Source organism: Azospirillum palustre, assembly GCF_002573965.1.
GTDB lineage: Bacteria > Pseudomonadota > Alphaproteobacteria > Azospirillales > Azospirillaceae > Azospirillum > Azospirillum palustre.
Window position 1 is genome coordinate 546,818 of sequence record NZ_PDKW01000043.1, and the last position, 23,028, is coordinate 569,845.

General features: G+C 67.5%; 19 protein-coding genes. 14 read left to right on the forward strand and 5 right to left on the reverse strand.

Annotation, left to right across the window (positions count from 1 at the left end; all coding sequences use genetic code 11):
• Nucleotides 1–248 precede the first annotated feature (248 nt).
• The 3 genes from CRT60_RS24915 to CRT60_RS24925 all read left to right on the forward strand — a co-directional run bounded on the left by CRT60_RS24915 (nt 249) and on the right by CRT60_RS24925 (nt 4,515).
• The gene (locus tag CRT60_RS24915; protein ID WP_098739238.1) at nt 249–1,370 is read left to right on the forward strand and encodes a glycosyltransferase family 2 protein; all 1,122 of its coding nucleotides are present in this window, start codon (nt 249–251) and stop codon (nt 1,368–1,370) included.
• Nucleotides 1,367–3,109 carry an ArnT family glycosyltransferase gene (locus CRT60_RS24920; protein WP_098739239.1) on the forward strand — a complete coding sequence of 581 codons (1,743 nt, stop codon included), beginning with the start codon at nt 1,367–1,369 and terminating at the stop codon, nt 3,107–3,109. Before CRT60_RS24915 ends, CRT60_RS24920 begins: the two co-directional genes overlap by 4 nt.
• Nucleotides 3,110–3,291: 182 nt before the next feature.
• Nucleotides 3,292–4,515 (forward strand): serine hydrolase domain-containing protein, encoded by a 1,224-nt coding sequence (locus tag CRT60_RS24925; RefSeq protein ID WP_098739240.1) that lies wholly within the window; start codon nt 3,292–3,294, stop codon nt 4,513–4,515.
• 27 nt (nt 4,516–4,542) lie between these two features.
• Here CRT60_RS24925 and CRT60_RS24930 read toward each other — a convergent pair whose 3' ends face one another.
• Together CRT60_RS24930 and CRT60_RS24935 are read right to left on the reverse strand one after the other, a co-directional pair.
• Nucleotides 4,543–4,953, reverse strand: coding sequence for a nuclear transport factor 2 family protein (locus CRT60_RS24930; RefSeq protein WP_098739241.1), 411 nt, complete (start codon nt 4,951–4,953; stop codon nt 4,543–4,545).
• A gap of 165 nt (nt 4,954–5,118) precedes the next feature.
• Nucleotides 5,119–6,102 (reverse strand): hypothetical protein, encoded by a 984-nt coding sequence (locus CRT60_RS24935; protein ID WP_244592740.1) that lies wholly within the window; start codon nt 6,100–6,102, stop codon nt 5,119–5,121.
• A 264-nt stretch (nt 6,103–6,366) separates the two neighbouring features.
• Here CRT60_RS24935 and nadE point away from each other — a divergent pair, with 264 nt between their 5' ends.
• The gene (gene nadE, locus CRT60_RS24940) at nt 6,367–8,064 is read left to right on the forward strand and encodes an NAD(+) synthase (protein WP_098739243.1); all 1,698 of its coding nucleotides are present in this window, start codon (nt 6,367–6,369) and stop codon (nt 8,062–8,064) included.
• Nucleotides 8,065–8,126: 62 nt separating this feature from the next.
• On the opposite strand, the gene CRT60_RS24945 is transcribed toward nadE, so the two are convergent.
• The 3 genes from CRT60_RS24945 to elbB all read right to left on the reverse strand — a co-directional run bounded on the left by CRT60_RS24945 (nt 8,127) and on the right by elbB (nt 9,872).
• Nucleotides 8,127–8,357, reverse strand: a complete 231-nt coding sequence (locus CRT60_RS24945) for a hypothetical protein (RefSeq protein ID WP_098739244.1) — start codon at nt 8,355–8,357, stop codon at nt 8,127–8,129.
• A 141-nt stretch (nt 8,358–8,498) separates the two neighbouring features.
• Nucleotides 8,499–9,068, reverse strand: a complete 570-nt coding sequence (locus CRT60_RS24950) for a hypothetical protein (protein ID WP_098739245.1) — start codon at nt 9,066–9,068, stop codon at nt 8,499–8,501.
• A 135-nt stretch (nt 9,069–9,203) separates the two neighbouring features.
• Nucleotides 9,204–9,872: an isoprenoid biosynthesis glyoxalase ElbB gene (elbB, locus tag CRT60_RS24955; protein ID WP_098739246.1), complete on the reverse strand. Its 669-nt coding sequence runs from the start codon at nt 9,870–9,872 to the stop codon at nt 9,204–9,206.
• Nucleotides 9,873–10,052: 180 nt separating this feature from the next.
• On the opposite strand from elbB, the gene gltX reads away from it, so the two are divergent.
• The 10 genes from gltX to CRT60_RS25005 all read left to right on the forward strand — a co-directional run bounded on the left by gltX (nt 10,053) and on the right by CRT60_RS25005 (nt 23,018).
• Nucleotides 10,053–11,408 carry a glutamate--tRNA ligase gene (gltX, locus tag CRT60_RS24960; protein ID WP_098739247.1) on the forward strand — a complete coding sequence of 452 codons (1,356 nt, stop codon included), beginning with the start codon at nt 10,053–10,055 and terminating at the stop codon, nt 11,406–11,408.
• Between the two features lie 27 nt (nt 11,409–11,435).
• Nucleotides 11,436–12,812 (forward strand): cysteine--tRNA ligase, encoded by a 1,377-nt coding sequence (gene cysS, locus CRT60_RS24965; protein ID WP_098739248.1) that lies wholly within the window; start codon nt 11,436–11,438, stop codon nt 12,810–12,812.
• Between the two features lie 173 nt (nt 12,813–12,985).
• Complete coding sequence (locus CRT60_RS24970) at nt 12,986–13,417, forward strand: DoxX family protein (RefSeq protein WP_098739249.1); 432 nt, start codon at nt 12,986–12,988, stop codon at nt 13,415–13,417.
• Between the two features lie 120 nt (nt 13,418–13,537).
• Nucleotides 13,538–14,908, forward strand: coding sequence for a TldD/PmbA family protein (locus CRT60_RS24975; RefSeq protein ID WP_098739250.1), 1,371 nt, complete (start codon nt 13,538–13,540; stop codon nt 14,906–14,908).
• 214 nt (nt 14,909–15,122) lie between these two features.
• Nucleotides 15,123–16,349 (forward strand): ammonium transporter, encoded by a 1,227-nt coding sequence (locus CRT60_RS24980; protein WP_098739251.1) that lies wholly within the window; start codon nt 15,123–15,125, stop codon nt 16,347–16,349.
• A gap of 112 nt (nt 16,350–16,461) precedes the next feature.
• Entirely contained in the window at nt 16,462–17,151 is a 690-nt protein-coding gene (gene purQ / locus CRT60_RS24985; protein WP_098739252.1) for a phosphoribosylformylglycinamidine synthase subunit PurQ, read from the forward strand.
• Complete coding sequence (gene purL / locus CRT60_RS24990) at nt 17,148–19,373, forward strand: phosphoribosylformylglycinamidine synthase subunit PurL (protein WP_098739253.1); 2,226 nt, start codon at nt 17,148–17,150, stop codon at nt 19,371–19,373. Before purQ ends, purL begins: the two co-directional genes overlap by 4 nt.
• 218 nt (nt 19,374–19,591) lie before the next feature.
• Entirely contained in the window at nt 19,592–20,416 is an 825-nt protein-coding gene (locus tag CRT60_RS24995) for an MBL fold metallo-hydrolase (RefSeq protein ID WP_098739254.1), read from the forward strand.
• Nucleotides 20,417–20,438: 22 nt separating this feature from the next.
• Nucleotides 20,439–21,674, forward strand: a complete 1,236-nt coding sequence (locus CRT60_RS25000; RefSeq protein WP_098739255.1) for an SLC13 family permease — start codon at nt 20,439–20,441, stop codon at nt 21,672–21,674.
• A 123-nt stretch (nt 21,675–21,797) separates the two neighbouring features.
• Entirely contained in the window at nt 21,798–23,018 is a 1,221-nt protein-coding gene (locus CRT60_RS25005) for an HD-GYP domain-containing protein (RefSeq protein WP_244592741.1), read from the forward strand.
• Nucleotides 23,019–23,028 lie beyond the last annotated feature (10 nt).

Here is a 23,028-nt window from a genome sequence, read left to right on the forward strand (position 1 = left end):
CAGTCGTTCCGCATCGTTGGAATAAACCGCAACGCCGGATGTTTGCCTGTTTCGTTGGACTGCGGGTGGCGGGTGTCCGGACGCTTTCACGGGCGAACAGTCCATTTTTTGTGCCGCGGCGGTCACAGGAGAGGCATTTTGAACATCCCCCCGTATCGTGATATATGCCAAAGGGCGCAGCGGCCGTCCGGGGTCGTCGCCGATCCCTCCATCTCCCGGTCCCTGACGCTTTGATCCGACGGCTGGCCATGTCCATTCCCGACGCGCCCCTTTCCGCGGCTTCCCCGGATGCCCGCACCGTTCCCGCCCGTCCTGCGGCCGGCCGCCCCCCGGCGGACCGATACGGCCGTCCAAGGCGCGGCTGCCTGTCGGTCGTCATTCCCTTCTACAACGAGGGTCCCAACATCGACGCCCTGTTCGCCCGGCTGGTGCCGGTGCTGGACGGGCTCGGCATGGATTGGGAGGTGGTGTGCGTCAACGACGGCAGCCGCGACGACACCGTCGACCGGCTGCTGGACGTCCATGACCGCGAGCCCCGGGTGAAGGTCGTCGACCTGTCCCGCAATTTCGGCAAGGAACTGGCGCTTTCCGCCGGGCTCAGCCACACCACCGGCGACGCCATCGTGCCGATGGACGCCGACCTGCAACATCCGCCGGAGCTGCTGCCGGCCTTCATCGCCAAGTGGCGCGAGGGCTTCGACGTGGTGGTCGCGGTGCGCCATGCCCGTGTCGGGCAGAGCCTGAAGCACCGGCTGTTCGCCCGTCTGTTCTACTGGGTCTTCGACCATCTGTCGGAGATCAAGCTGCCGCGCGAGGTCGGCGATTTCCGCCTGATGGACCGCCGCGTCGTCGAAGTCATCAACCGGATGCCGGAGCGCACGCGCTTCATGAAGGGCATCTTCGCCTGGGTCGGCTTCCGGCAGGCCGCGATTCCCTACGAGCAGGGCGAGCGCGCCGGCGGCGACACCAAATGGGGCTTCGTCAAGCTGTTGCGCCTGTCCTTCGACGGGCTGACCGCCTTTTCCACCTTCCCGCTGCGGGTGTGGAGTCTGGTCGGCATGGCGGTGTCCGGCGTCGCCTTCGTCTATATCCTGATCCGCCTGATCCGCACGCTGATCCACGGCATCGACGTGCCGGGCTATGAATCGCTGCTGGTCGCCGTGCTGTTCCTGGGCGGCCTCCAGCTGATCACCCTGGGCATCATCGGCGACTATCTGGGCCGCGTCTTCGCCGAGGTGAAGGGGCGTCCGCTGTTCATCGTCCGCTCGGCCCACGGCTTCGGTCCGGCGGACGGCCGGCACGAGCATGATCTGGACCCTGTCGGCGAAAGCTTCGGCGACGGAACAGCGGGGCAGGAGCCGCGCCGATGAGCATCGAGACCCGTCTGCACACCAGCGACGGGGAGGATGCCGGTGGCGCCGCCCGCCGCCCGCGTCCCGCCACCGCCGCACCCTCCACCGCCACGGCGGCCGGCCGCGCGTTGCCGCGTGGCGAGGCGGCCCTGTGGGACGGGTTGTCGCGCGCGCTTCTTCTGGGCGTGCTGATCCTGGCGGCGCTGACCTTCCTCAGCTACGGCATCAGCACCGACGAGGAGGTGCAGCACATCTATGGCAAGAAGCTGCTGTCCTATTACCTCAGCGGCTTCCAGGACCGGTCGGCCTTCCATTTCAAGGATCTGGCCTATTACGGCGGGCTGTTCGACCTCGTCACCGCCGTGATCGTGCCCTTCTCCCCCTTCGAGGAGTATGAGACGCGGCACCTGCTCTGCGCGCTGGTCGGCGTGCTGGGTATCGCCGGAACCTGGCGTTATACCCGGCTGCTGGCCGGTCCGCGCGCCGGTTTCATCGCGGCAGCCCTGCTGTCGCTGAGCGGCGTCTATTACGGCGCCATGTTCAACAACACCAAGGACGTGCCCTTCGCGGCCGGCATGGTGTGGACGCTCTATTTCGCCACCCGCATCCTGAAGCAGATGCCGCGTCCCAGCCGGAGCGCCGTGCTGAAGTTCGGGCTGGTGCTCGGCATGACGCTGGCGATCCGCGTCGGCGCGGTGTTGGCCGGCTTCTATCTGGCGGTCGCCATGGCGCTGCATTTCGCGCTGGTCACCCGGCAGGAGGGGCACCGCTGGGCGCTGGCCGATGCGCGGCGCGCCTTCCTGTCCCTGTGGCCGGCGATCCCGGTCGCCTACGCCATCATGGCGGTGTTCTGGCCCTGGGTGGTGCAGCGGCCGTTCCGCAACCCGCTGGAGGCGCTGCGCGTCGTCTCCCACTTCCCGATCGACATCCAGACACTGTTCATGGGTGAACTGGTCCATTCGAACGACCCGCCCGCCCTGTACCTCCCGGTCTATCTGGCGGTGAAGCTGCCGGAGGCTGTGGTGATCGGCGTCGGGGCCGCGGTCATCATGGCGGCGGTGTGGCTGGCGCGCGGCGGCTGGCGGCGCGCCGGCGCCTTCACCGTGGTCCGCTATACCCCGCTGGTGCTGGCGGGCTTCCTGCCGATCCTGCTGTTCGTGCTGATGCGGCCGTCCGTCTACAACGGCATCCGCCATTTCCTGTTCCTGGCGCCGCCTTTCGTGGTGATGGCCGCCATCGCGGCCGACCGGTTGTGGACGCTGTCGCAGCGCGGCGGCCGGGCGCTGGGGCAGGGGTTCGCCGCCGCGATGACCGTGGTCGCAGTGGTGTACGCGTGGCAGCTGGGCGCCATGCATCCGAACCAGTATGTCTATTACAACCAGTTCGTCGGGGGCGTACGCGGCGCCGATGGCCGGTTCGAGCTGGATTACTGGGGCAACTCCCTGCACGAGGCGTTGCAGGAACTGATCGAGTATGTCGAGCGCGAGAATGACGGCCATGCCCCGCCGCGGCAATACACGCTGACCGTCTGCGGCAACACCCTGGCGGTGCGGTTCGAACTGCCGCCCTGGCTGCGTCTGGTGAACGGGATCGAACCGGATTGGCGCAAGGCGGACTTCTTCCTGGCCTTCACCCAGGTGAAGCGGTGCCCGTCGCTGCTGGACGGCCATCCGATCCTGGAGATCGCCGCCGACGACGTGCCGCTGTCGGTGGTCAAGGACCGCCGTCCGCCAAGGGCCGAAATCCCCACCGAATAGCCGCTGGCGAACAACGGATGCCGGCCTGCCAAGCCTGACCTGATGGGCGGCGATGGGACAGTTGGGGAGTACCCCGGCGGCTCCCGTCCCGTCTTTCGCCGCATCGCCCTTCGCGGACCTGTCCACCCGCCGTACGTCTGCCCACTCTCCAGGCTCGCGGTTGGGAGCGGGCGGAGGTGTGCATGGGGCGCGGACTGCTTTGGGGCGCTTTGTGCCTGCTGCTGTGGAGCGTTCCGCTCGGTCCGACCGGGGCCATCGGCCTGGACCGGGCTCCCGACCCGTTGGTCGATGCGGTCACCCGTGCGGTGGAGGAGCGGCAGCCGGCGGCCGGAACCGGCAGCCTGGTGGTCGGCGTCATCCGCGACGGCCGGACGCTGGTGGTCGGGCGGGGCGATGCCGGGCGCGCGGATGGCGGGCCGGCCGACGGGCGCACCCTGTTCCAGATCGCGTCGCTGACCAAGCCCTTCACCGGCACCATCATGGCGGACCTGATGCGGGAGGGCCGCGTCGACCCCGGCGACCCGCTCCAGCGCCATCTGCGCCGCGTCGGCGCGGTGCCGGTCGCCCATGTGCCGGACTATGACGGCCGTCCGATCCGGCTGCGCGATCTCGCCACCCACACCGCCGGCCTGCCGAACGTGCCGGAAACCTCCCGTTTCTCCTGGAGCCGGCTGGAGGATCCGCGCAATCCCTACAAGCCGCTGTCGCGGGGCGAGTTGGCGCTGTGGCTGTCCGATTACCGGCTGCCGGTGCCGCCGGGGGTGCGTTTCAGCTATTCCAATGCCGGCATGTCGGTGCTGGGCGAGGCGCTGGCGGCGGCGGCCGGCCAGCCTTACGAGACCTTGCTGAAACGGGTGGTGACCGACCGGTTCGGGCTGCGCGACACCACCCTGCACCCGACGGCGGAGCAGCGGATGCGCAAGGCGGCGGGCCATGCCCGTGGCCGGACCGTGCCGGATTGGGAGGCACCGGCGATGCTGCCCGCCTTCGGCCTCTATTCCTCGGCCGACGATCTGCTGCGCTGGCTTTCCGCCAATCTCGGCGACTGCCCAGGCGCTGCCGCCATTGGGCCGGACGGTCACGGCTGTGCGCCGCCGGTGGCGGCCACCCTGGCGTTGGCGCAGTCGGTGCAGGTCGACGGCCGGTCGCTGGCCGATCCGGGCAGCCTGGGAAGCGGGGCGATGGCGCTCGGCTGGTTCGTCGCCTGGGCCGCGGACGGGACGCCGATCCACTGGCACTCCGGCTCCACCGGCGGCTTCAACGCCTATATCGCCTTCTCGAAGGCGCATCGCTGGGGCGTTGTGGCCCTGACCAACAGCGATCCGGATCAGGTCACCGCCGACCATGTGGTGATCGACCTCGTCCGCCGGCTGGAAGCGCGGCCGGAGGTGGCGAGTCTGCCCTGAGGTCCTGTCGTGACGCTGCGGTCCGGTTCAGTGCAGGCGCCGCAGCGGCTTGACCGGGATCTCGACATCGGCGCGGGCTGGGGCGATGGGACCCGCCTGATGATGGGCGAGGCGCCAGTTGCCATTTTCACGGGCGAACAGGTTGGTGGCGGCCAGGACGGCATCGCCCAGCGTTTCCTCGCAGACCACCAGTGCGGTGTTGCCGTGCAGGGTGACCCGCTCGTTCCGGGCCGCCACCGTGATGCCGCTGGGTGTGCGAAGCACGTCGCGCCAGCTGGTCAACACGGCGTCGCGTCCGAAAAGAGCGGTCCAGCCGGGATGGATGCAGGAGACGGGCAGCGTTTCCGCCCACAGGGCTTCCATCGCGGCGGTGTCGCGGTTGGTGAAGGCCCTGTAGAAGGCTTGGTTCAGGGCCAGCAGCGTGTCGCGGTCGGTCATGTCTTCATCCGGGCGATGGTTCCGGGAGGTCGGACGGCGCCCAGCCCGGCGGGCCGGCACCGGGACCGCTTGTAAAGAAGCCATCACTCATGGGCAAGCGCCGGTCCGGACGGATCCGGGCCGGCGCTGTGACAATGAACGCGTCGGAGACTGCATCGGGCCGCCTCAGGCGGTCAGATCGACGCTCTGCGACTTCGCTGGCGTCGCGGCGGTGGCCGCCGTCCCGCTCTTCCCGGCCGACAGCCCTGCGATCGGATTGGACAGGTCGAGCGTCAGGTGGGTGACGCCGTCCTTGGAGGTGGTCGGTTTCAGCACCGCCAGCCCCTTCATCCCGTCGCCGCCGCCGCCTTTGGCGGCCATGTCGTTCAGCTTGCCGAGGATGTCCTTGATCTCATCCTCGCTGAAGCCGTCGGAGCGCACGATCATGCCGGTCGACTTGCCGGTGGCGGTGGTGGTCATGCCGGTGGCGCTGAGCGCCATGTCGCCGCCCTTGCCCAGGGAGGCCTGCAGGCGCTGGTCGTCGCGGCGGAAGTCCAGGGTCGATTTCGCGAAGGAGATCTTGACGCTGCGGTCGCCGTCCTGGATTTCCAGGTCGATCCCGTGCGACTCGATCGACCATTGGGACTGGGTGGCCTGCATGTCCACCGACAGGTCGCTGAGGTTCATGCCGTCCAGCTTGGACTTCAGCCCGTCGCCGAAGCCCTTCACCGCGTCGTCGATCCGGTTCTGCGGAACGCCGAGCGCACTCAGCGTGTCGCCGAGCCCCTGCTTCAGGGCGTCGATGCCCTTGCCGAACATGCCGGCCAGGCCCTTGCCGTGATCCAGTGCCGACTGCATCAGCGACTGGGCCTGCTTGGCACGGTCCACGCCGCTGCCGGATGCCAGGGCGCTACCCCCGCCCGCAGCCCCGCCAGCAGCCTGGGCGCCGCTCTTGCCGGTCATGCTGTCCAGCAGCGATTCCATCGACTGGCTGATGGTGTAGGCCGGCGACTGGGACTTCTTGTCTGCCGTGTCGCCGTCCACCGTTTTCGCGTCCGATTTGGCCAGCGCGTCCTTCACCGTGCCGGTCGTCTTTGACGAACCGTTCTGCACAGCCGTGGACAGCACCGACGGTTTGCCGCTCGGGCCGCTGAGCTCCGCGTAGTACATGGATGCCCCCGCATCGCGTTGTTTGTGTGCAAGCGGAAGCATGACGCCGGCAACCTTTACCGTTTGTTAATTTCATGGATTTCTTTCAATGATTGAAACAAATTCGTTTCCTTACTAAGTGTCGGCGACTGTGAAACTTCATCCGATAACTTGCCGCCACTTGTTCCGCCTGCGTGATGAGCTGCGACGAGCCGCGGCTTTCACCAAGGAGAAGGGGCTGCTACCCTTGTCGCCAAAGGACCCGGAAGAAGGGAGCCAGCCATCATGACCGACCGCCTGTCCATAGCCCTCGCCCAGATCAATCCCGCCGCCGGCAACCTCGCCGCGAATGCCGACCGACTCCGTGCCGCGAGGGCTGAGGCCGCGGCGCGCGGTGCCGATCTGGTCGTCTGCCCCGCAGCCGGCCTGTCCGGTGCCCCGTTGCTGGATCTGGCTGCACTTCCCGCCTTCCTCGACGCGGTGGAGGCAACGGTGCAGGCGCTGGCGGAGGACACGGCCGACGGCGGGCCGGCCCTGCTGGTCGGCGTTCCCTGGCGTGGGGATTCGGTGCCTGGGGGTCTGTGGCGCGACGGATCGAAGCGTCACAATGCCGCGCTGTTGCTCGATGGCGGGACAATCGCTGCGGTTCGTTTCCAAGCCGTAACGGATTCCGGTGAAATCGGTGGGCCGGAGGAAGATCGTTTCGATAGCGGTCCGATGCCGGGCCCGGTGAATGTTCGCGGGGTACGGATCGGCCTGCTGGTCGGCGGCGACCTGGCCACCGGCGACGTTGCGGAAACGCTGGTGGAAAGCGGTGCCGAGCTGCTGGTCGCCATGCTGGCAAGTCCTTTCGCTCCTGGCCGCGCCGATGAGCGGGTCCAGGTCGGCGTCGCGCGGGTGGTGGAATCCGGGTTGCCGCTGGCCGTCGTGAACCTGATCGGCGGGCAGGACGAGCGGGTGTTCGATGGCGGCAGCTTCGCGCTCGCCCCCGGCGGGCGGCTGGTCGCCCAGGCTCCGCTGTTCGCCGAACATCTTCTGCTGACCCGGTGGGAACGCGGAGACGATGATGGCTGGGACAGTTCCGAGGCCGAAACGATTGCTCCGGCTGAAGGAGTCGAGGCGCTCTATGGCGCGCTGGTGCTGGGTCTGCACGATGCCGTAACGAAATCCGGCGCGCCGGGGGTGGCGGTCGGTCTGACCGGCGGTCTGGACTCGGCGCTTGTCGCTGCCATCGCCGTCGATGCGCTGGGGCCGGAGCGGGTCCTGGCGGTCAGGGCACCCCTGCCGGGCAGTCCAGAGGCGGAGTTTGCCGGTGCCTTGGCCGACAGCCTGGATGACGCGGCGGAGATCGTGGACTTGCTGGGTTGCCGCCTCGACAATGTCGCGCTGGCGCCGCTGCTGAAGGCCGCCGACTCGCTGCTGGCACCCGCCTTTGCCGGCCGCGATCCGGCCGTGGCGGTCGACCGCATGCATTCCCGCCTGCGTGCCGCGACTCTGGCGGCGTTGGCGGAGCGGATGGGCGCCTTGCTGCTGTCGAGCGTGGACCGCACCGACCGGTTGCTCGGCCTTGCGCCGGAGGAGACGGGTTGTGGCTATGCCGTGCTGGCCGACGTGCCGAAGACGGCGGTGCTGGAACTGGCGCGCTGGCGCAACGGCAACCAGCCGGCGGCATCGCGCGGGCCGGCCGGGCTGGTGGTGCCGGAGCGGGTGCTGACGCGCCGGATGAAGGCCGAAACCCCGGCTGGGCTACCGCCGGCGGAGGCATTGGACGATCTGCTCGCCGCTCTTGTCGATGAGGGGATGGCGCCGGCCGGCCTCATGGCGCGCGGTCATGGCGCGGAGACGGTGACGGCGGTCTGGCGATTGGTGGTTCAGGCGGAAGCGGGCCGCCGCAGGGCTCCACCGGGTCCGCAGGTGTCGCGCCGGCGGGCGGCGCGGTTGCGGTGCTTTCCGATTGCCGGCGGCTTCACCGATCTGATGTAAAGCGGGCGGGGTGAAGGGGGAGCAGCGGTCCCCTTCGCCCCCATCCCGATGTCGTGCAGGGGTCAGCCGCGTGTCAGCTTGATGATCGTGGCGATCATGCCGAAGGTCCACAGCACGGCCGGCAGAACCACCCAGGTCGGATGGAAGATGATCGCCAGCGGCATGATGAAGATCAGCAGCATGGCGGGAAAGACGAAGAAGGGCGAATTTCCCCAGTTGCTCAACAACCCGGCCGGGTTCGCGTCTTCAACAAGATAAGCATCGGCGGTAACCGCTTGATCCGTCATCTCCATCACCCAAAGTTTTTGTGGTTATTCCCTGTCCTGCAGTGCAGCAAGACAAGGGTTCATACGCCACGATGCTTTGGATGACCAGAGTGCAGCCTTTGCCCTTGCTTGCGACTTTGGTCGAAGATCAGGTTCGGGGACGTACGGTTACGCGGCTTCGGTCAGCGCCAGTTGCGGGCGGCGCAGGCTGGACTGGATGGTGAAGGGCGCACGGACGCCGCCGTTGAACAGCTCTGCGCATTCCAGGGCCTTCAGCACGCGCTCTTCCGGCGGCTGGCCGGCGGTGGAGGCGAGCGAACCCAACGCATAATCCGACCCGCAGCCGATGGCGTGGTAGCCGCGCACCGCCTCGCCGACCTGATAGTCGGACTGCACGGTGAAGAGACGGCCTTCCAGCCCGACCATGAAGGTGCCGCCCGTCTCCACGTCGTTGGAGCGGTGGGCGTAACCGCCGTCCTTCAGGCAGTTGCGGACGGCATCGACGAAGTCGACGACCATGTAGCGGAACAGGTCGGCGTCATGGTCGCGGGATGGGACCTCCAGCCGGTAATGCAACAGCTGGCCCATGCGGAAGGAACTGGTGAAGCCGATCAGGCTGTCGCCGTTGCGGAACACCTTGGTGTCGGCACGGACGGTGATGTCCAGCCCGTTCACCCCGGCGCTGTCGCCGCCCATCCACACCCGGTCGCCGTCCACCAATCCCACAATGCAGGTCATCGCCAGCCCTCGCCTGGAAAAAAGAAACCGAGGCAAAGGGTGTGGGAAGGCGGTTAATGAATTATTGCCCAGCTTTGTGACATTGCGCGTGAAAAAGGAGGTATCGCTACCCCCTTCGTCGTGCGTTTGTCTTGCTTACTTCGCCAGATCGACCAGAGCCTTGACAGTATTCTCCGCTCCCTCGGCGATCTGGGCCAGAGTGGCGTCCAGCATATAGCAGGGTGAGGTGACCACCTTCAGCCCCGGATCGACCACAATCTCGCCATGGGTGGCGGTGCGATGGACCGCCCCCATCGCTTCCAGGGCGGCGACGGTGCCGGGATCGTTGCCGACGGTCAATTCCACCCCCTGCTGGCCCAGGATCTTGGCGAGGATGGCCGGTGCGATGCACAGCGCGCCGATCGGCTTGCCGGCCGCACGCATGGCGGCGACGGCGGCCACCACCTGCGGGTTGACCGAGCAGTCGGCCCCCTTGAAGGCGAAGTCGCTGAGGTTCTTGGCAGCGCCGAATCCGCCGGGGAAGATCAGCGCATCGACGTCGCCGGCCGAGAACTCGCTGAGCGCGGTGATCTTGCCGCGGGCGATTCGTGCCGATTCGACCAGCACGTTGCGGCTTTCGCCGGTCTCCTGGCCGGTCAGGTGGTTGACGACATGGGCCTGCGGAATGTCGGGGGCGTAGCACACCGCCACCGCGCCCACCCTGGCGATGGTCAGCAGGGTGCAGACCGCCTCGTGGATTTCCGCGCCGTCATACACGCCGCAGCCCGACAGCACGACGCCGATGCGCAAGCTCTTGTCCGCCATAGGATGTCTCCGAGATTGGATTTGCCGCCAAGCTAACGCAGCCCGTTTCCCACGCCTACCGTGGCAACCGACGCAATGCCCGACCTGTTGCGCGGATGCATCGGTCGCGGACCGCTTTCGGAAGGCGCGCCCGCCGTGCTAGGACTGCCCGCCTGTCCCGTCTGCAACCCGAGTCCTGCCATGTCCACCGCCGTCCGTTTCGCCCCCAGCCCGACCGGCCGCATCCATGTCGGCAATGTGCGCCTTGCGCTTGTGAACTGGCTGTTTGCGCGCAAGACCGGCGGAAGCTTCATGTTCCGGCTTGACGACACCGACGAGGAGCGCTCCACCCAGGAATTCGCCGACGCCATCGCTGCTGACCTGACCTGGCTGGGCTTGATCTGGGATCGTTTCGCCCGCGAAAGCGACCGCTATCCGCGCTATGACGAAGCGGCATCGGCGTTGAAGGCCGCCGGTCGGCTCTATCCCTGCTACGAGACGCCGGAGGAACTGAACCTCAAGCGCGCCAGTCTGGTGTCGCAGGGCCGTCCGCCGATCTACGACCGCACCGCGCTGCGCCTGACCGACGAGGACCGCGCCCGGCTGGAAGGGGAGGGGCGGAAGGCCCATTGGCGCTTCAAGCTGAACCCGACTCCGGTGGAATGGACAGATCTCGTCCGCGGGCCGGTGCGGTTCGAGGGCACGGCGCTGAGCGATCCGGTGCTGATCCGCGAGGACGGGCGGCCGCTCTACACGCTGACCAGCGTGGTCGACGATGCCGACTTCGCCATCACCCACATCATCCGCGGCGAGGACCATGTCGCCAACACCGCGGTGCAGATTCAGATTTTCGAAGCCCTGGGCGAGGCGCTCGGTGCCGTGGTGCCGACCTTCGCCCATCTGCCGCTGCTGACCGATGCCGGCGGGCAGGGGCTGTCGAAGCGGCTGGGCAGCCTGTCGGTCGGCAGCCTGCGCGACGAAGACGGCATCGAGCCGATGGCGGTCAACAGCCTGCTGGCGAAGCTCGGCACCTCCGATCCCATCGAGGCGCGGCTGACGCTGGACGAGCTGGTGGCGGAGTTCGACCTGTCGAAGATCGCCCGCGGCACGCCGAAGTTCGATCCGGATGAGCTGGGCCGGTTGAATGCCCGCATCCTGCACCTGACGCCGTTCGAGGCGGTGGCCGCCCGGCTGGAGGCGCTGGGCCTGGCCGGCGCCGACGCCGCTTTCTGGGACGCGGTGCGGCCCAATCTGGCCCGGCTGAGCGACGCGCAGGACTGGTGGGCGGTGACCCATGCGCCGGTGACGCCGCTGGTGGAGGATGCCGCTTTCCTGGCCCAGGCGGCGGCGCTGCTGCCCGACGAGCCGTGGGACCTCGGCACCTGGGGCGCCTGGACCAACGCGGTGAAGGGTGCAACGGGCCGCAAGGGCAAGGAGCTGTTCCTTCCTCTGCGCCGCGCGCTGACCGGGCGCGACCATGGACCGGAATTGAAGAACCTGCTACCCCTGATCGGACGGGCGCGCAGCCTCCGGCGTCTGGCCGGCGAAACCGCCTGAACCTTTCTTCATCCAGGAGTTCGGACCGTGCCGTTGGACCTCTACAACACGCTGACCCGCCGTAAGGAGCGCTTCGAGCCGCTTCGCCCGGACCATGTCGGCATGTATGTCTGTGGTCCGACCGTCTACGACACGGCCCATATCGGCAACGCCCGGCCGGTGGTGGTGTTCGACCTGCTGTTCCGGCTGCTGTCGCGGCTCTATCCGGCGGTGACCTATGTCCGCAACATCACCGATGTGGACGACAAGATCATCGACCGGGCGCGGGACAGCGGCGAGCCGATCGATGCGTTGACCGCGCGCACCACCGACCTGTTCCATGCCGACATGGACGCGCTGAACGCGCTGCGCCCGACCATCGAGCCGCGGGCGACCCAGCATATCGGCCAGATGATCGCGCTGATCGCCACGCTGATCGAGCGCGGCAACGCCTATGCCGCGGAAGGGCATGTGCTGTTTTCCGTGCCGTCGATGCCGAGCTATGGCCAGCTGTCCCGCCGCTCGCTGGAGGACATGATCGCCGGTGCGCGGGTCGAGGTGGCGCCCTACAAGCGCGACAGCTCCGACTTCGTGCTGTGGAAGCCGAGCAGCCCCGACCAGCCCGGCTGGGACAGCCCGTGGGGCCGCGGCCGTCCGGGCTGGCACATCGAATGCTCCGCCATGGCGAAGGAACATCTCGGCGCCACCTTCGACATCCATGGCGGCGGTCTGGACCTGATCTTCCCGCACCATGAGAACGAGATCGCGCAGAGCTGCTGCGCCAACGGCACCGACCGGCTGGCCCGCACCTGGGTCCACAACGGCTTCGTGACGGTCGAAGGCGAGAAGATGTCGAAATCTCTCGGCAACTTCTTCACCGTGCACGACCTGCTGGACGAGTTCCCGGGCGAGGCGATCCGCCTGACCCTGCTCGGTGCCCATTACCGCCAGCCGCTGGACTTCACCCGCGAGGGCATCCGGCAGGCCAAGGGTGCGCTCGACCGCTGGTACCAGGCCCTGCGCGGCGAGCCGGCGGCGATTCCGGCCGAGCTGCCCTTCGACGTGCTGGCGGCGCTGGAGGACGACCTGAACAGCCCGCTCGCCATCGCTCATCTGCACGAGCTGGCGACCGCGGTGAACAAGGCCAAGAGCGATGCCGAGAAGGCTGCGGCCAAGGGCGCGCTGCTGGCGGCCGGACAACAGCTCGGCCTGTTGCAGCAGGATCCGGAAGCATGGTTCCGCTGGGCGCCGACCGGTGGGGCCGAAGGGTTGACCGACGCCGAGGTCGAGCAGCTGATCGTCGACCGCAAGTCCGCTCGCGCCGCCAAGAACTTTGCCGAGGCTGACCGCATCCGCAAGGAGCTGGCCGACAAGGGCATCATCCTCGAAGACGGTCCGCAGGGTACGAGCTGGAAGCGGGGGTAAACAGTCGATCCGCCCTTTCCCAATGAGGGAAAGGGCGGCCCGCCAGCATTGTCCCCTGAGGCACAACAAACCTTCGCCAACTCTGCGGATTATCCCGCACGCCGATCCGGCCTAATCTCCTCCTCAGACAAAACGCGGCCCATCTGGCCCACCTGATCGAGGAGACCCTGACCATGATCGACAACCGCACCGCTCCCTATGCCGCCTTCCTTCTGCGCGTCGGCCTCGGCCTGCTTTTCCTGGCGCACGGCCTTGTGCTGAAGGTGCTGACCTTCACCATTCCCGGCACCGTCGGTTATTTCGAGAGCATCGGCTATCCCGGCTTCTTCGCCTATCTCGTGATCCTGGGCGAGATCGGTGGCGGGCTGCTGCTGATCGCCGGTGTCTACACCCGCTGGATCGCGCTGGCCCTGCTGCCGCTGATGATCGGCGCCACGCTCCAGCATGTCGGCAATGGCTGGGTGTTCAATGCGCAGGGCGGCGGTTGGGAGTTCCCGGCCTTCTGGACGGTCCTGCTGGTGGTGCAGTCTCTGCTGGGCGAGGGGGCCTTCGCCCTGAAGGTTCCGGCGCTGGGCGCCCCGGCCGACCGTCGCGAACTGGCCTGATCCGCAACCAGAACCGGTATTCGACGGCGGTGCGGAGCGGGGAGGGGGCAATTTGCCTCTTCTCCGTTCCGCGTCGCCGTCCCATTTGGTAGACAGGACGGAGACCAACCGGAGAGCCTGATGACCGTTTCGCCGAACGACCAGCACAAGACGGAGTCCTCCGGGGTCCTGAATTTGCTGGACGACCTGATCGCCAAGGCGCGCGCCGCCGGTGCGGATGCCGCCGATGCCGTGCTGTTCGACAGCGCGTCCGTGTCCCTCGCCCACCGGCTGGGCAAGACCGAGAAGCTTGAGCGCTCCGAATCCGGCGATCTCGGCCTCAGGGTGTTCGTCGGCAAGCGGCAGGCCATCGTCTCCTCGACCGACCGCAGCGGCAAGGCGCTGGACGAGTTGGTCGAGCGTGCCATCGCCATGGCCCGCGTGGTGCCGGAGGACGGCTTCGCCGGCATCGCCGATCCGGAGCAGTTGTCCCGCAGCTGGCCCGACCTCGACATCTGCGACGATGAGGAGCCGTCGGCGGAAACGCTGATCGAGCGCGCGCGAATCGCCGAAGAGGCGGCGCTGGCGGTCCAGGGCGTCACCAACTCCGAAGGGGGCGATGCCGGCTGGAGCCGCTCGACCATCGCGATTGCCGCCTCCAACGGCTTCGCCGGCACCTACGGGGTGTCGCGGCAGTCCTTGTCGGCCTCCGTCCTGGCCGGCACCGGCACCGGGATGGAGCGCGACTATGATTATGACAGCAAGGTCTATGGCGCCGACCTGCGCGATCCCGCCGCGATCGGGCGCGAGGCCGGCGAGCGCGCCGTCCGCCGCCTGAACCCGCGCCGGGTCAAGAGCTGCAAGGTACCGGTGTTCTTCGATCCTCGGGTGTCGCGCGGCCTGCTCGGTCACCTGACCGGCGCCATCAGCGGTCCCAGCATCGCCCGCGGCACCAGCTTCCTCAAGGACAGGATGGGGCAGCAGATCTTCGCGTCCTCCATCACCATCGTCGACGACCCGCATGTGAAGCGCGGCCTGCGCTCCCGTCCCTTCGATGCCGAGGGCGTCGAAGTGTCGCGGCGCACGCTGATCGAGGACGGTGTGCTGACCACCTGGCTGCTCGACCTGCGCTCCGCCCGGCAGCTCGGCCTGACGACCACCGGCCACGCCGCCCGCGGCACCTCCGGCCCGCCCGGCCCGGCTCCCGCCAACGTCTACATGGCTGCCGGCAAGCGCAGCCGCGCTGACATGCTGGCGGAGATCAAGGACGGCTTCTACGTCACCGACCTGATGGGCATGGGCGTCAATGGCGTCACCGGCGATTACAGCCGCGGCGCCGGCGGATTCTGGATCGAGAACGGCCAGATCACCTATCCCGTCAACGAGATCACCATTGCCGGCAACCTCAAGGACATGTTCCTGAACATGGAGGCGGCCGACGACCTGGAACTGCGCTTCGGCATGGATGCGCCGACCGTGCGCATCGACGGCATGACCATCGCCGGCATGTAGGCGTCGCTTAGGGCGGAGGCATCTCCGCCCACCTCTTCATCAATTGGCATCGTTCTTGCGCAGACAGCGGGCAACCCAACGCGGGTTCGCCCGCTTTTTGTGCTGCATTTCCGCCACTCTGCCTGTCCAAACGTCAGCTAGGCCCTTGCGCATATCTGCCTGATCTGTTAGCAATCTGCCGCTTTTTTGGGCGAAATGCTGAAGGTTTGTGCAAATGGATGCGGCAAAGACGGGTGGCGACGTCCTTTTCGTGCTGATGGGCGCGGTGATGGTGCTGGCGATGCATTGCGGCTTCGCCCTGCTGGAGGTCGGGACGGTCCGGCGCAAGAATCAGGTCAACGCGCTGGTGAAGATCCTGTCGGACTTCGCCATGTCGACCATCGCCTATTTCTTCGTCGGCTATGCCGTGGCCTACGGCATCGACTTCTTCGCCGACGCCCACACGCTGGTCGGCAAGGGAAGCGGCGGCTTCGCGGCCTATGGCTACGATCTGGTGAAGTTCTTCTTCCTGGCGACCTTCGCCGCCGCGGTGCCGGCCATCGTCTCGGGCGGCATCGCCGAGCGCGCCAGGTTCTGGCCGCAGGCCGGCGCCACGCTGGCGCTGATCGCGCTGTTCTATCCGCTGCTGGAAGGCACGGTGTGGGGCACCCGCTTCGGCCTGCAAGGCTGGATGGCTGCGACCTTCGGCCAGCCCTTCCATGACTTCGCCGGATCGGTGGTGGTGCATGCCTTCGGCGGCTGGGTGGCGCTGGGTGCTGTGCTGAACCTCGGCAACCGCCGCGGCCGCTACCGCCCCAACGGTTCGCTGATCGCCATCCCGCCGTCGAACATCCCCTTCCTGGCGCTCGGCGCCTGGGTGCTGTGCGTGGGGTGGTTCGGCTTCAACGTGATGAGCGCCCAGGTGCTGGACGGCGTGACGGGTCTGGTGGCGCTGAACTCGCTGATGGCGATGGTCGGCGGCATCGTCACCTCGCTGGTCATCAGCCGCACCGACCCCGGCTTCGTCCACAACGGCGCGCTGGCCGGTCTGGTGGCGGTCTGCGCCGGGTCCGACGTGATGCATCCGCTGGGCGCGCTGGTCACCGGCGGCATCGCCGGCCTGCTGTTCGTCTGGGCCTTCAACAAATGCCAGATCGACTGGAAGATCGACGACGTGCTGGGCGTCTGGCCGCTGCACGGTCTGTGCGGCCTGACCGGCGGCCTGCTGGCCGGCGTCTTCGGGCAGGAGGCGCTGGGCGGCCTGGGCGGCGTGTCGATCCTAAGCCAGATCGTTGGGACGCTGGGCGGCGCCGGCTTCGGTCTGGCCTCGGGCCTGGCGGTCTACGGCCTGCTGCGCGTCACCGTCGGCATCCGCCTCGATCCCGAGCAGGAGTACAAGGGCGCCGACCTGTCGTTGCATCACATCACCGCGTACCCGGAAGAGGACGCGCCCAGCATGTAATGCGCCGCGCACAACGCCGCCGCCCTTTGGCCAACTCTTGCTTTGCCGGGGCGGCGGCTTTAGTGTCCGGCGCGAACTCCTCCCCCTCACGACGCCGGATTTTGACCGCCCCATGAAGGCCGCCATCGTCGTTTTCCCCGGCTCCAACCGCGAACGCGACGCCGTCGCCGCGCTGGAGGCCGTCAGCGGGACCAAGCCGCATCTGGTCTGGCACCGCGACACCGAACTGCCCAAGGTCGACCTGATCGTCGTGCCCGGCGGCTTCTCCTATGGCGATTACCTGCGCTCCGGCGCCATGGCGGCGCATTCGCCGATCATGCGCGAGGTGAAGGCGCGAGCCGATCAGGGCGTGCGGGTGCTCGGCATCTGCAACGGCTTTCAGATCATCACCGAGGCCGGTCTGCTGCCCGGCGCGCTGATGCGCAACGGCGGACTGAAGTTCATTTGCCGCGTCCAGCATCTGCGTGTGGAGAACACCGACAGCCCCTTCACGGCAAAATACGCCAAGGGTCAGGTCGTGCGTTACCCGATCGCCCATGGCGACGGCAACTATTGGACCGACGCCGAAACGGTGAAGCGTCTGGACGGCGAGGGCCAAGTGGCCTTCCGCTACATCGCCGACGAGGCCCGCGCCGATCCGCGCGGCAATCCCAACGGTTCGGTCACGGACATCGCCGGCATCTTCAACGCCAAGCGCACCGTGCTCGGCCTGATGCCGCACCCCGAGGACGCGGTGGAGGCCCTGCACGGCAACACCGACGGCAAGCCCATGTTCGAAGGTCTGGTGGAGGCCCTGTCGTGAGCGCTGAAGCTACCAAGGCGCAGGAGCGTCCGGTCACCGTCGAACTCGCCAAGGAGTTCGGCCTGTCCGCCGAGGAGTACCAGAACGCCCTGGACATCCTGGGCCGCACCCCGACCTTCACCGAGATGGGCATCATTTCGGTCATGTGGTCGGAGCATTGCTCCTACAAGTCGTCGAAGGTTTGGTTGAAGACGCTGCCGACCACCGGCCCGCAGGTGATCTGCGGCCCCGGCGAGAATGCCGGCGTGGTCGACATCGGCGATGGCGACGCCGTCATCTTCAAGATGGAAAGCCACAACCACCCGTCCTACATCGAGCCCTTCCAGGGCGCGGCGACGGGCGTCGGCGGCATCCTGCGCGACGTGTTCACCATGGGCGCCCGACCCATCGCCAACATGAACGCGCTGCGTTTCGGCTCGCCCGACCATTCCAAGACCCGCCATCTGGTGTCGGGCGTGGTCGCCGGCATCGCCCATTACGGCAACTGCGTCGGCGTGCCGACCGTGGGCGGCGAGACCAACTTCCACCCGGCCTTCAACGGCAACATCCTGGTCAATGCCATGACCGTGGGTGTCGCCAAGACCGACAGGATCTTCTATTCGGCCGCCGCCGGCATCGGCAACCCGGTCGTCTATGTCGGCTCCAAGACCGGCCGCGACGGCATCCACGGCGCCACCATGGCGTCGGCCGAGTTCACCGAGGATTCGGAGGAGAAGCGCCCGACCGTGCAGGTCGGCGATCCGTTCACCGAGAAGCTGCTGATCGAAGCCTGCCTGGAACTGATGGAGACGGACGCCATCGTCGCCATCCAGGACATGGGTGCCGCCGGCCTGACCTCGTCGTCGGTCGAAATGGCCGGCAAGGGCGGTCTGGGCATCGAGCTGACGCTCGACACCCTGCCGATGCGCGAAGAGGCGATGACGCCCTATGAGATCATGCTCTCCGAAAGCCAGGAGCGCATGCTGATCATCCTGAAGCCCGGCCGCGAGGAGGTGGCGAAGGCCATCTTCGACAAGTGGGAGCTGGACTTCGCCGTCATCGGCCACCTGACCGACACCGGCAACCTCGTCATCAAGATGTATGGCGAGACCTGGTGCGACATGCCGATCGCCCCGGTGTCCAACGCCGCACCCGAGTACAACCGTCCGTGGGAGCCGACGCCGAAGGCTTCGGATGTCGCCGACAGCGTGTTCGACGGCTATTCCGAGGAGCTGGGCGACATGCTGACCAAGCTGTTCGGCTGCCCCGATTTGGCCTCCAAGCGCTGGATCTGGGAGCAGTATGACAGCCTCGTCGGCGGCGACACCCGCTTCATGTCGGGTCAGGCCGACGCCGCGGTCGTCCGTGTGCCGGGCCAGACCAAGGCGGTCGCCATCACCACCGACTGCACCCCGCGCTACTGCCTCGCCGACCCGGTCGAAGGCGGCAAGCAGGCTGTGGCCGAGGCGTGGCGCAACCTGTCGGCGGTGGGCGCGCTGCCGCTCGCCATCACCGACAACATGAACTTCGGCAACCCCGAGAAGCCGCGGATCATGGGCCAGTTCGTCGGCGCCGTTCAGGGCATCGGCGAAGCTTGCAAGGCGCTGGACTTCCCGGTCGTGTCCGGCAACGTCTCGCTCTACAACGAGACCAACGGCGAGGCGATCCTGCCGACCCCGGCCATCGGTGGCGTCGGCATCATGCCGGACGCGATGATCGCCGTCGGCATCGCCTTCAAGAACGAGGGCGACGTGATCCTCGCGGTGGGCGAGACGAAGGGCCACATCGGCCAATCGATCTTCCTGCGCGAGATCCTCGGCCGCGAGGAGGGGGCACCCCCGCCGGTCGATCTGGCGGTGGAGCGCCGCAACGGCGATTTCGTCCGCGGCCTGATCCATGAGGGTCTGGTCGTGTCGAGCCACGATGCGGCCGACGGCGGCCTGATCGTCACCATCGCCGAGATGGCGCTGGCCGGCGGCATCGGCGCTTACCTGACCGGCTTCGACGGCCAGCATGTCCGCGTGCTGTTCGGCGAGGACCAGGGCCGCTACGTCCTGGCCGTCCGTCCGGACGTTGCCGCGACGGTGCAGGAGAAGGCCAAGGCCGCCGGGGTTCCGGTCACCGTGCTGGGCGAAACCCGCGGCACCTCGCTGTCGGGCCGCGGTGGCGAGATCGTCTCGCTGACGCGTCTGCGCGAAGCGAACGAAGGCTGGCTGCCGACCTACATGGCCGCCGAGCTGTAAGACGGCCGGGTCGTAAAGAAAACGGCCAAGCCTGATCGAGGTGACGGATCGAGGTCGACGGGGCTGCTTCATGCGAGGCGGCCCCGTTTCTTTTTCCGGCCGGGGAGCGGCGAGCACCCTGCGCCGTTCATGCTCTGTCGTGTACAGACCGGAAAATCGCGTTAAACTCGCCGTTCCAAAGGGTCGGATCGGCATATGAGCGCGCCTGGAGGCGGGGAATGGGGTTTTCAGTCACCTTTTGGGGCGTGCGCGGCACCATTCCCTGCCCAATGGCCTCGCATCTGGGGTTCGGTGGCAACACCTCCTGCGTCGAAGTGCAGGCCGGCAAGCAGCGGATCATCATCGACGCCGGTACCGGGCTGCGGATGCTGGGACGCAAGCTTCTGGCCGAAGGGGTGACCGGCGCCACGCTGTTGCTGAGCCACACCCATCTCGACCACATCAGCGGCTTTCCCTTCTTCGCGCCGGCCTACACCAAGGGCTTCGCTCTTCGCGTCATCTCCGGCCATCTCAACGGCGGTCCCGACATCGAATCGGTGATGGCGCGCCAGATGGAACGGCCACTCTTCCCGGTGCCGCTGCGCACCATGGGCGGTGACCTGAGCTTCCTTGAGGTGCCGCCCGGCCACAGCTTCAAGCTGGAGGGCGGGGTGCGCATCCACACCGCGGCGCTGAACCATCCCGACGGCGCCACCGGCTACCGGATCGAGTATCAGGGGCGGTCGGTCGCCTACGTCACCGACACCGAACATGTGCCCGACCACCCCGACCGCAACATCCTGAACCTTGTCGACGGGGTGGATCTGCTGCTCTACGACTCGACCTACACCGACGAGGAATGGGGGCAGCGGATCGGCTGGGGCCATTCCACCTGGATGGAAGCGGTGCGGATCGCCCGCGCGGCCCATGTGAAGACGCTGGGCCTGTTCCACCACGATCCGGACCACGACGACGCGACGATGGAACGGATCGAGGCGGCGGCCAAGGCAGAGTTCGCAAATTGCTTTGCCGCGCGCGAGGGAACCACCATCTCCCTCGACTGACATTCCCTGTGCATCGGGCATTATGACCGCAACCATCCTGATTCTGTTCGTCGCCACCTATCTGGGCATGGCGCTGGGTGGCTTTCCCGGCCTGCGCATCGACCGCACCGGCATCGCGCTGGTCGCAGCGATCCTGTTGCTGGCAACCGGGGCGCTGGACACCGCCGCCGCCGTGTCGGCCATCGATTTCCCGACGATCTTCATCCTGCTGGGTCTGATGATCCTGTCGGCGCAATATGCCGGCAGCGGCTTCTACGACTGGTGCGCGCTGAAGGTGGCGCAGGCGGCGAAGTCGCCGGCGCGGCTCCTTGCGGTGATCGTGCTGGTCGCCGGCGGGCTGTCGGCGGTGCTGGCGAACGATGTGGTCGTCTTCGCCATGACGCCGATGCTGTGCCTGGGCCTCCAGGCGCGCAAGCTGGACCCGCGGCCCTACCTGATCGGGCTGGCGGGCGCCGCCAATGCCGGGTCGGCGGCGACGATGATCGGCAACCCGCAGAACATCCTGATCGGTCAGGTCGGGCATCTCGATTTTTGGCGCTTCCTGGCGATCTGCGGCGGCCCGGCGCTGGCGGCCATGGCCATCGCCTATGCGACCGTCTGGTTGGTCTGGCGCGGCCGTTTCGGCATGCCGCAGGAGGGGCACGGGGACGCCGTGCGGGCGGCGCCGAAGCTCGACCGCTGGCAGTTGGGCAAGGCGGTGGCGGCGACGCTTGTCCTGCTGATCCTGTTCACCCGCGACATCCCGCAGGAACATGCAGTGCTGCTGATCGCCGGCATCATGATGGTCAGCCGCCGCATGGCCAGCCGCGACATGCTGGGCATGGTCGACTGGCACCTTCTGGTGCTGTTCGGCGCGCTCTTCGCGATCAACCATGCGCTAGGGCTGACCGGCATCCCGACGGCCCTGGTCAACGACCTGAGCGCGGCAGGATGGCTTCCCGACCGGCTGGCGGTGATGCTGCCGCTGTCGCTGGCAGGCAGCAACACCATCGGCAACGTTCCGGCGGTGATCCTGCTACTGGCCGCCTGGCCGTCGCCGCCGGAAGGAGCGCTCTACGGGCTGGCGCTGCTGTCGACCCTGGCCGGAAACCTGCTGCTGCCGGGCAGTCTCGCCAACATCATCGTGGCGGAGCGGGCTGCGGCGGCCGGCGTCAAGCTGGGCTTTGTCGAGCATGCGCGCTGCGGCGTGCCGATGGCGCTGCTGTCGATGGCGGTTGCGGCGGTCTGGCTGTGGGCCGGCGGGTGGATGGGGCTGTGACGGGCAGGCTGTGACCTGTGATCGGTGCGTGACTTTCGGAACTGCAAGCCCCTTCTGCCGGGTGCGACAAATGGGGTACTCTGTTCGGAGCGCCATTGTCGTGCGCCGGGGTGGGGGAGCGCTGTGGGTCTGGTCGGCCAATTTCTTGAATTTATCGAAAGTGCCCCCAACCAGTCGCTGCGGTCGCTCAGCGATCGTGTGCTGCGCAAGTGCCGCGAACTGACGGGTGCCGAGGCCGGCACGGTCTTCATGCTGCGCGGGCAAGGGCGGTACCGGCATCTCGATGCGGTCAGTGTGCAGAACGACGTGATCCGCGCCAGGCCGACCCTGTTTTCGGTGCCGGTCAGCCAGGCCTCCATCGTCGGCTATGTCGCCGCGACCGGCGAGACGCTGCTGCTGGAGGATGCCTACGCCATTCCGGCCGACCGGCCTTACAGCTTCAACTCCGCCTTCGACCAGCGCACCGGCTTCCGCACCCGGTCCATAATGGCCTTCGCGTTGAAAGGGTTCCGTGACCGGCCCATCGGCGTGGTGCAGCTGATCAACCGCCGCCCGCTGGAGGGGCCGCCGGCCTTTCTGCCCGATCACGAGCAGATGATCGCCCCGGTCAACCACATCGTCGGCCGGGCGCTGGAGCGCGCTGCGACGCTGGAGCGGCTGACCGAACGCAACCGCGCCCTGACCAAGGAGCGCCGCCGTGTCGCCGAACTCCAGGCGGAGACGGAGCGGGCCTTCATGGTGTCGGTCAATCTGCTGGCCCGCGCTGCCGAGGTGCATGACGAGGACACCGGCAACCACATCCTGCGGGTCAACGAATATTCCTACATGCTGGCGACCTGGGCCGGTTGCAGCCGCGCCTTTTGCCAGGAGATCCGCTTTTCCGCCGCCCTGCACGATGTCGGCAAGATGAGCGTCGATCAGGCGGTTCTGCACAAGCGGGGCCGGCTTGACGAGCGCGAGCTTGCGGAAATGCGGCGCCATCCGGTCTATGGCCACGACATCCTGGTCGCATCGGACCGGCTGAAGATGGCCGCCGAGATCGCGCTGTACCATCACGAGCAATGGGCCGGCACCGGCTATCCGTTCGGCATGAAGGGCGAGGAAATTCCCCTCGCCGCCCGCATCGTCGCCATTGCCGACTGCTATGACGCGCTGCGCAGCGCCCGGCCCTACAAGCCGTCATTCAGCCATGAGAAGACGGTGGACATCCTGCTGAACGGTGACGATCGCCTGGACCCGAAGGTTCATTTCGATCCGCGCCTGCTGGCGCTGTTCGCCGCCCGCCATGCGGAATTCGGCGAGATCTGGGAGCGGCTGAAGGATCAGGAAACGCAGGATGCCTGAGGCCTGACGA

What these genes read in the sequence shown, in the direction of transcription:
- CRT60_RS24915 (WP_098739238.1), top strand. Translation starts at nt 249, where the DNA reads ATGTCCATTCCCGACGCGCCCCTTTCCGCGGCTTCCCCGGATGCCCGC.
- CRT60_RS24920 (WP_098739239.1), top strand. Translation starts at nt 1,367, where the DNA reads ATGAGCATCGAGACCCGTCTGCACACCAGCGACGGGGAGGATGCCGGT.
- CRT60_RS24925 (WP_098739240.1), top strand. Translation starts at nt 3,292, where the DNA reads ATGGGGCGCGGACTGCTTTGGGGCGCTTTGTGCCTGCTGCTGTGGAGC.
- CRT60_RS24930 (WP_098739241.1), bottom strand. Translation starts at nt 4,953, where the DNA reads ATGACCGACCGCGACACGCTGCTGGCCCTGAACCAAGCCTTCTACAGG.
- CRT60_RS24935 (WP_244592740.1), bottom strand. Translation starts at nt 6,102, where the DNA reads ATGTACTACGCGGAGCTCAGCGGCCCGAGCGGCAAACCGTCGGTGCTG.
- nadE (WP_098739243.1), top strand. Translation starts at nt 6,367, where the DNA reads ATGACCGACCGCCTGTCCATAGCCCTCGCCCAGATCAATCCCGCCGCC.
- CRT60_RS24945 (WP_098739244.1), bottom strand. Translation starts at nt 8,357, where the DNA reads ATGGAGATGACGGATCAAGCGGTTACCGCCGATGCTTATCTTGTTGAA.
- CRT60_RS24950 (WP_098739245.1), bottom strand. Translation starts at nt 9,068, where the DNA reads ATGACCTGCATTGTGGGATTGGTGGACGGCGACCGGGTGTGGATGGGC.
- elbB (WP_098739246.1), bottom strand. Translation starts at nt 9,872, where the DNA reads ATGGCGGACAAGAGCTTGCGCATCGGCGTCGTGCTGTCGGGCTGCGGC.
- gltX (WP_098739247.1), top strand. Translation starts at nt 10,053, where the DNA reads ATGTCCACCGCCGTCCGTTTCGCCCCCAGCCCGACCGGCCGCATCCAT.
- CRT60_RS24970 (WP_098739249.1), top strand. Translation starts at nt 12,986, where the DNA reads ATGATCGACAACCGCACCGCTCCCTATGCCGCCTTCCTTCTGCGCGTC.
- CRT60_RS24975 (WP_098739250.1), top strand. Translation starts at nt 13,538, where the DNA reads ATGACCGTTTCGCCGAACGACCAGCACAAGACGGAGTCCTCCGGGGTC.
- CRT60_RS24980 (WP_098739251.1), top strand. Translation starts at nt 15,123, where the DNA reads ATGGATGCGGCAAAGACGGGTGGCGACGTCCTTTTCGTGCTGATGGGC.
- purQ (WP_098739252.1), top strand. Translation starts at nt 16,462, where the DNA reads ATGAAGGCCGCCATCGTCGTTTTCCCCGGCTCCAACCGCGAACGCGAC.
- CRT60_RS24995 (WP_098739254.1), top strand. Translation starts at nt 19,592, where the DNA reads ATGGGGTTTTCAGTCACCTTTTGGGGCGTGCGCGGCACCATTCCCTGC.
- CRT60_RS25000 (WP_098739255.1), top strand. Translation starts at nt 20,439, where the DNA reads ATGACCGCAACCATCCTGATTCTGTTCGTCGCCACCTATCTGGGCATG.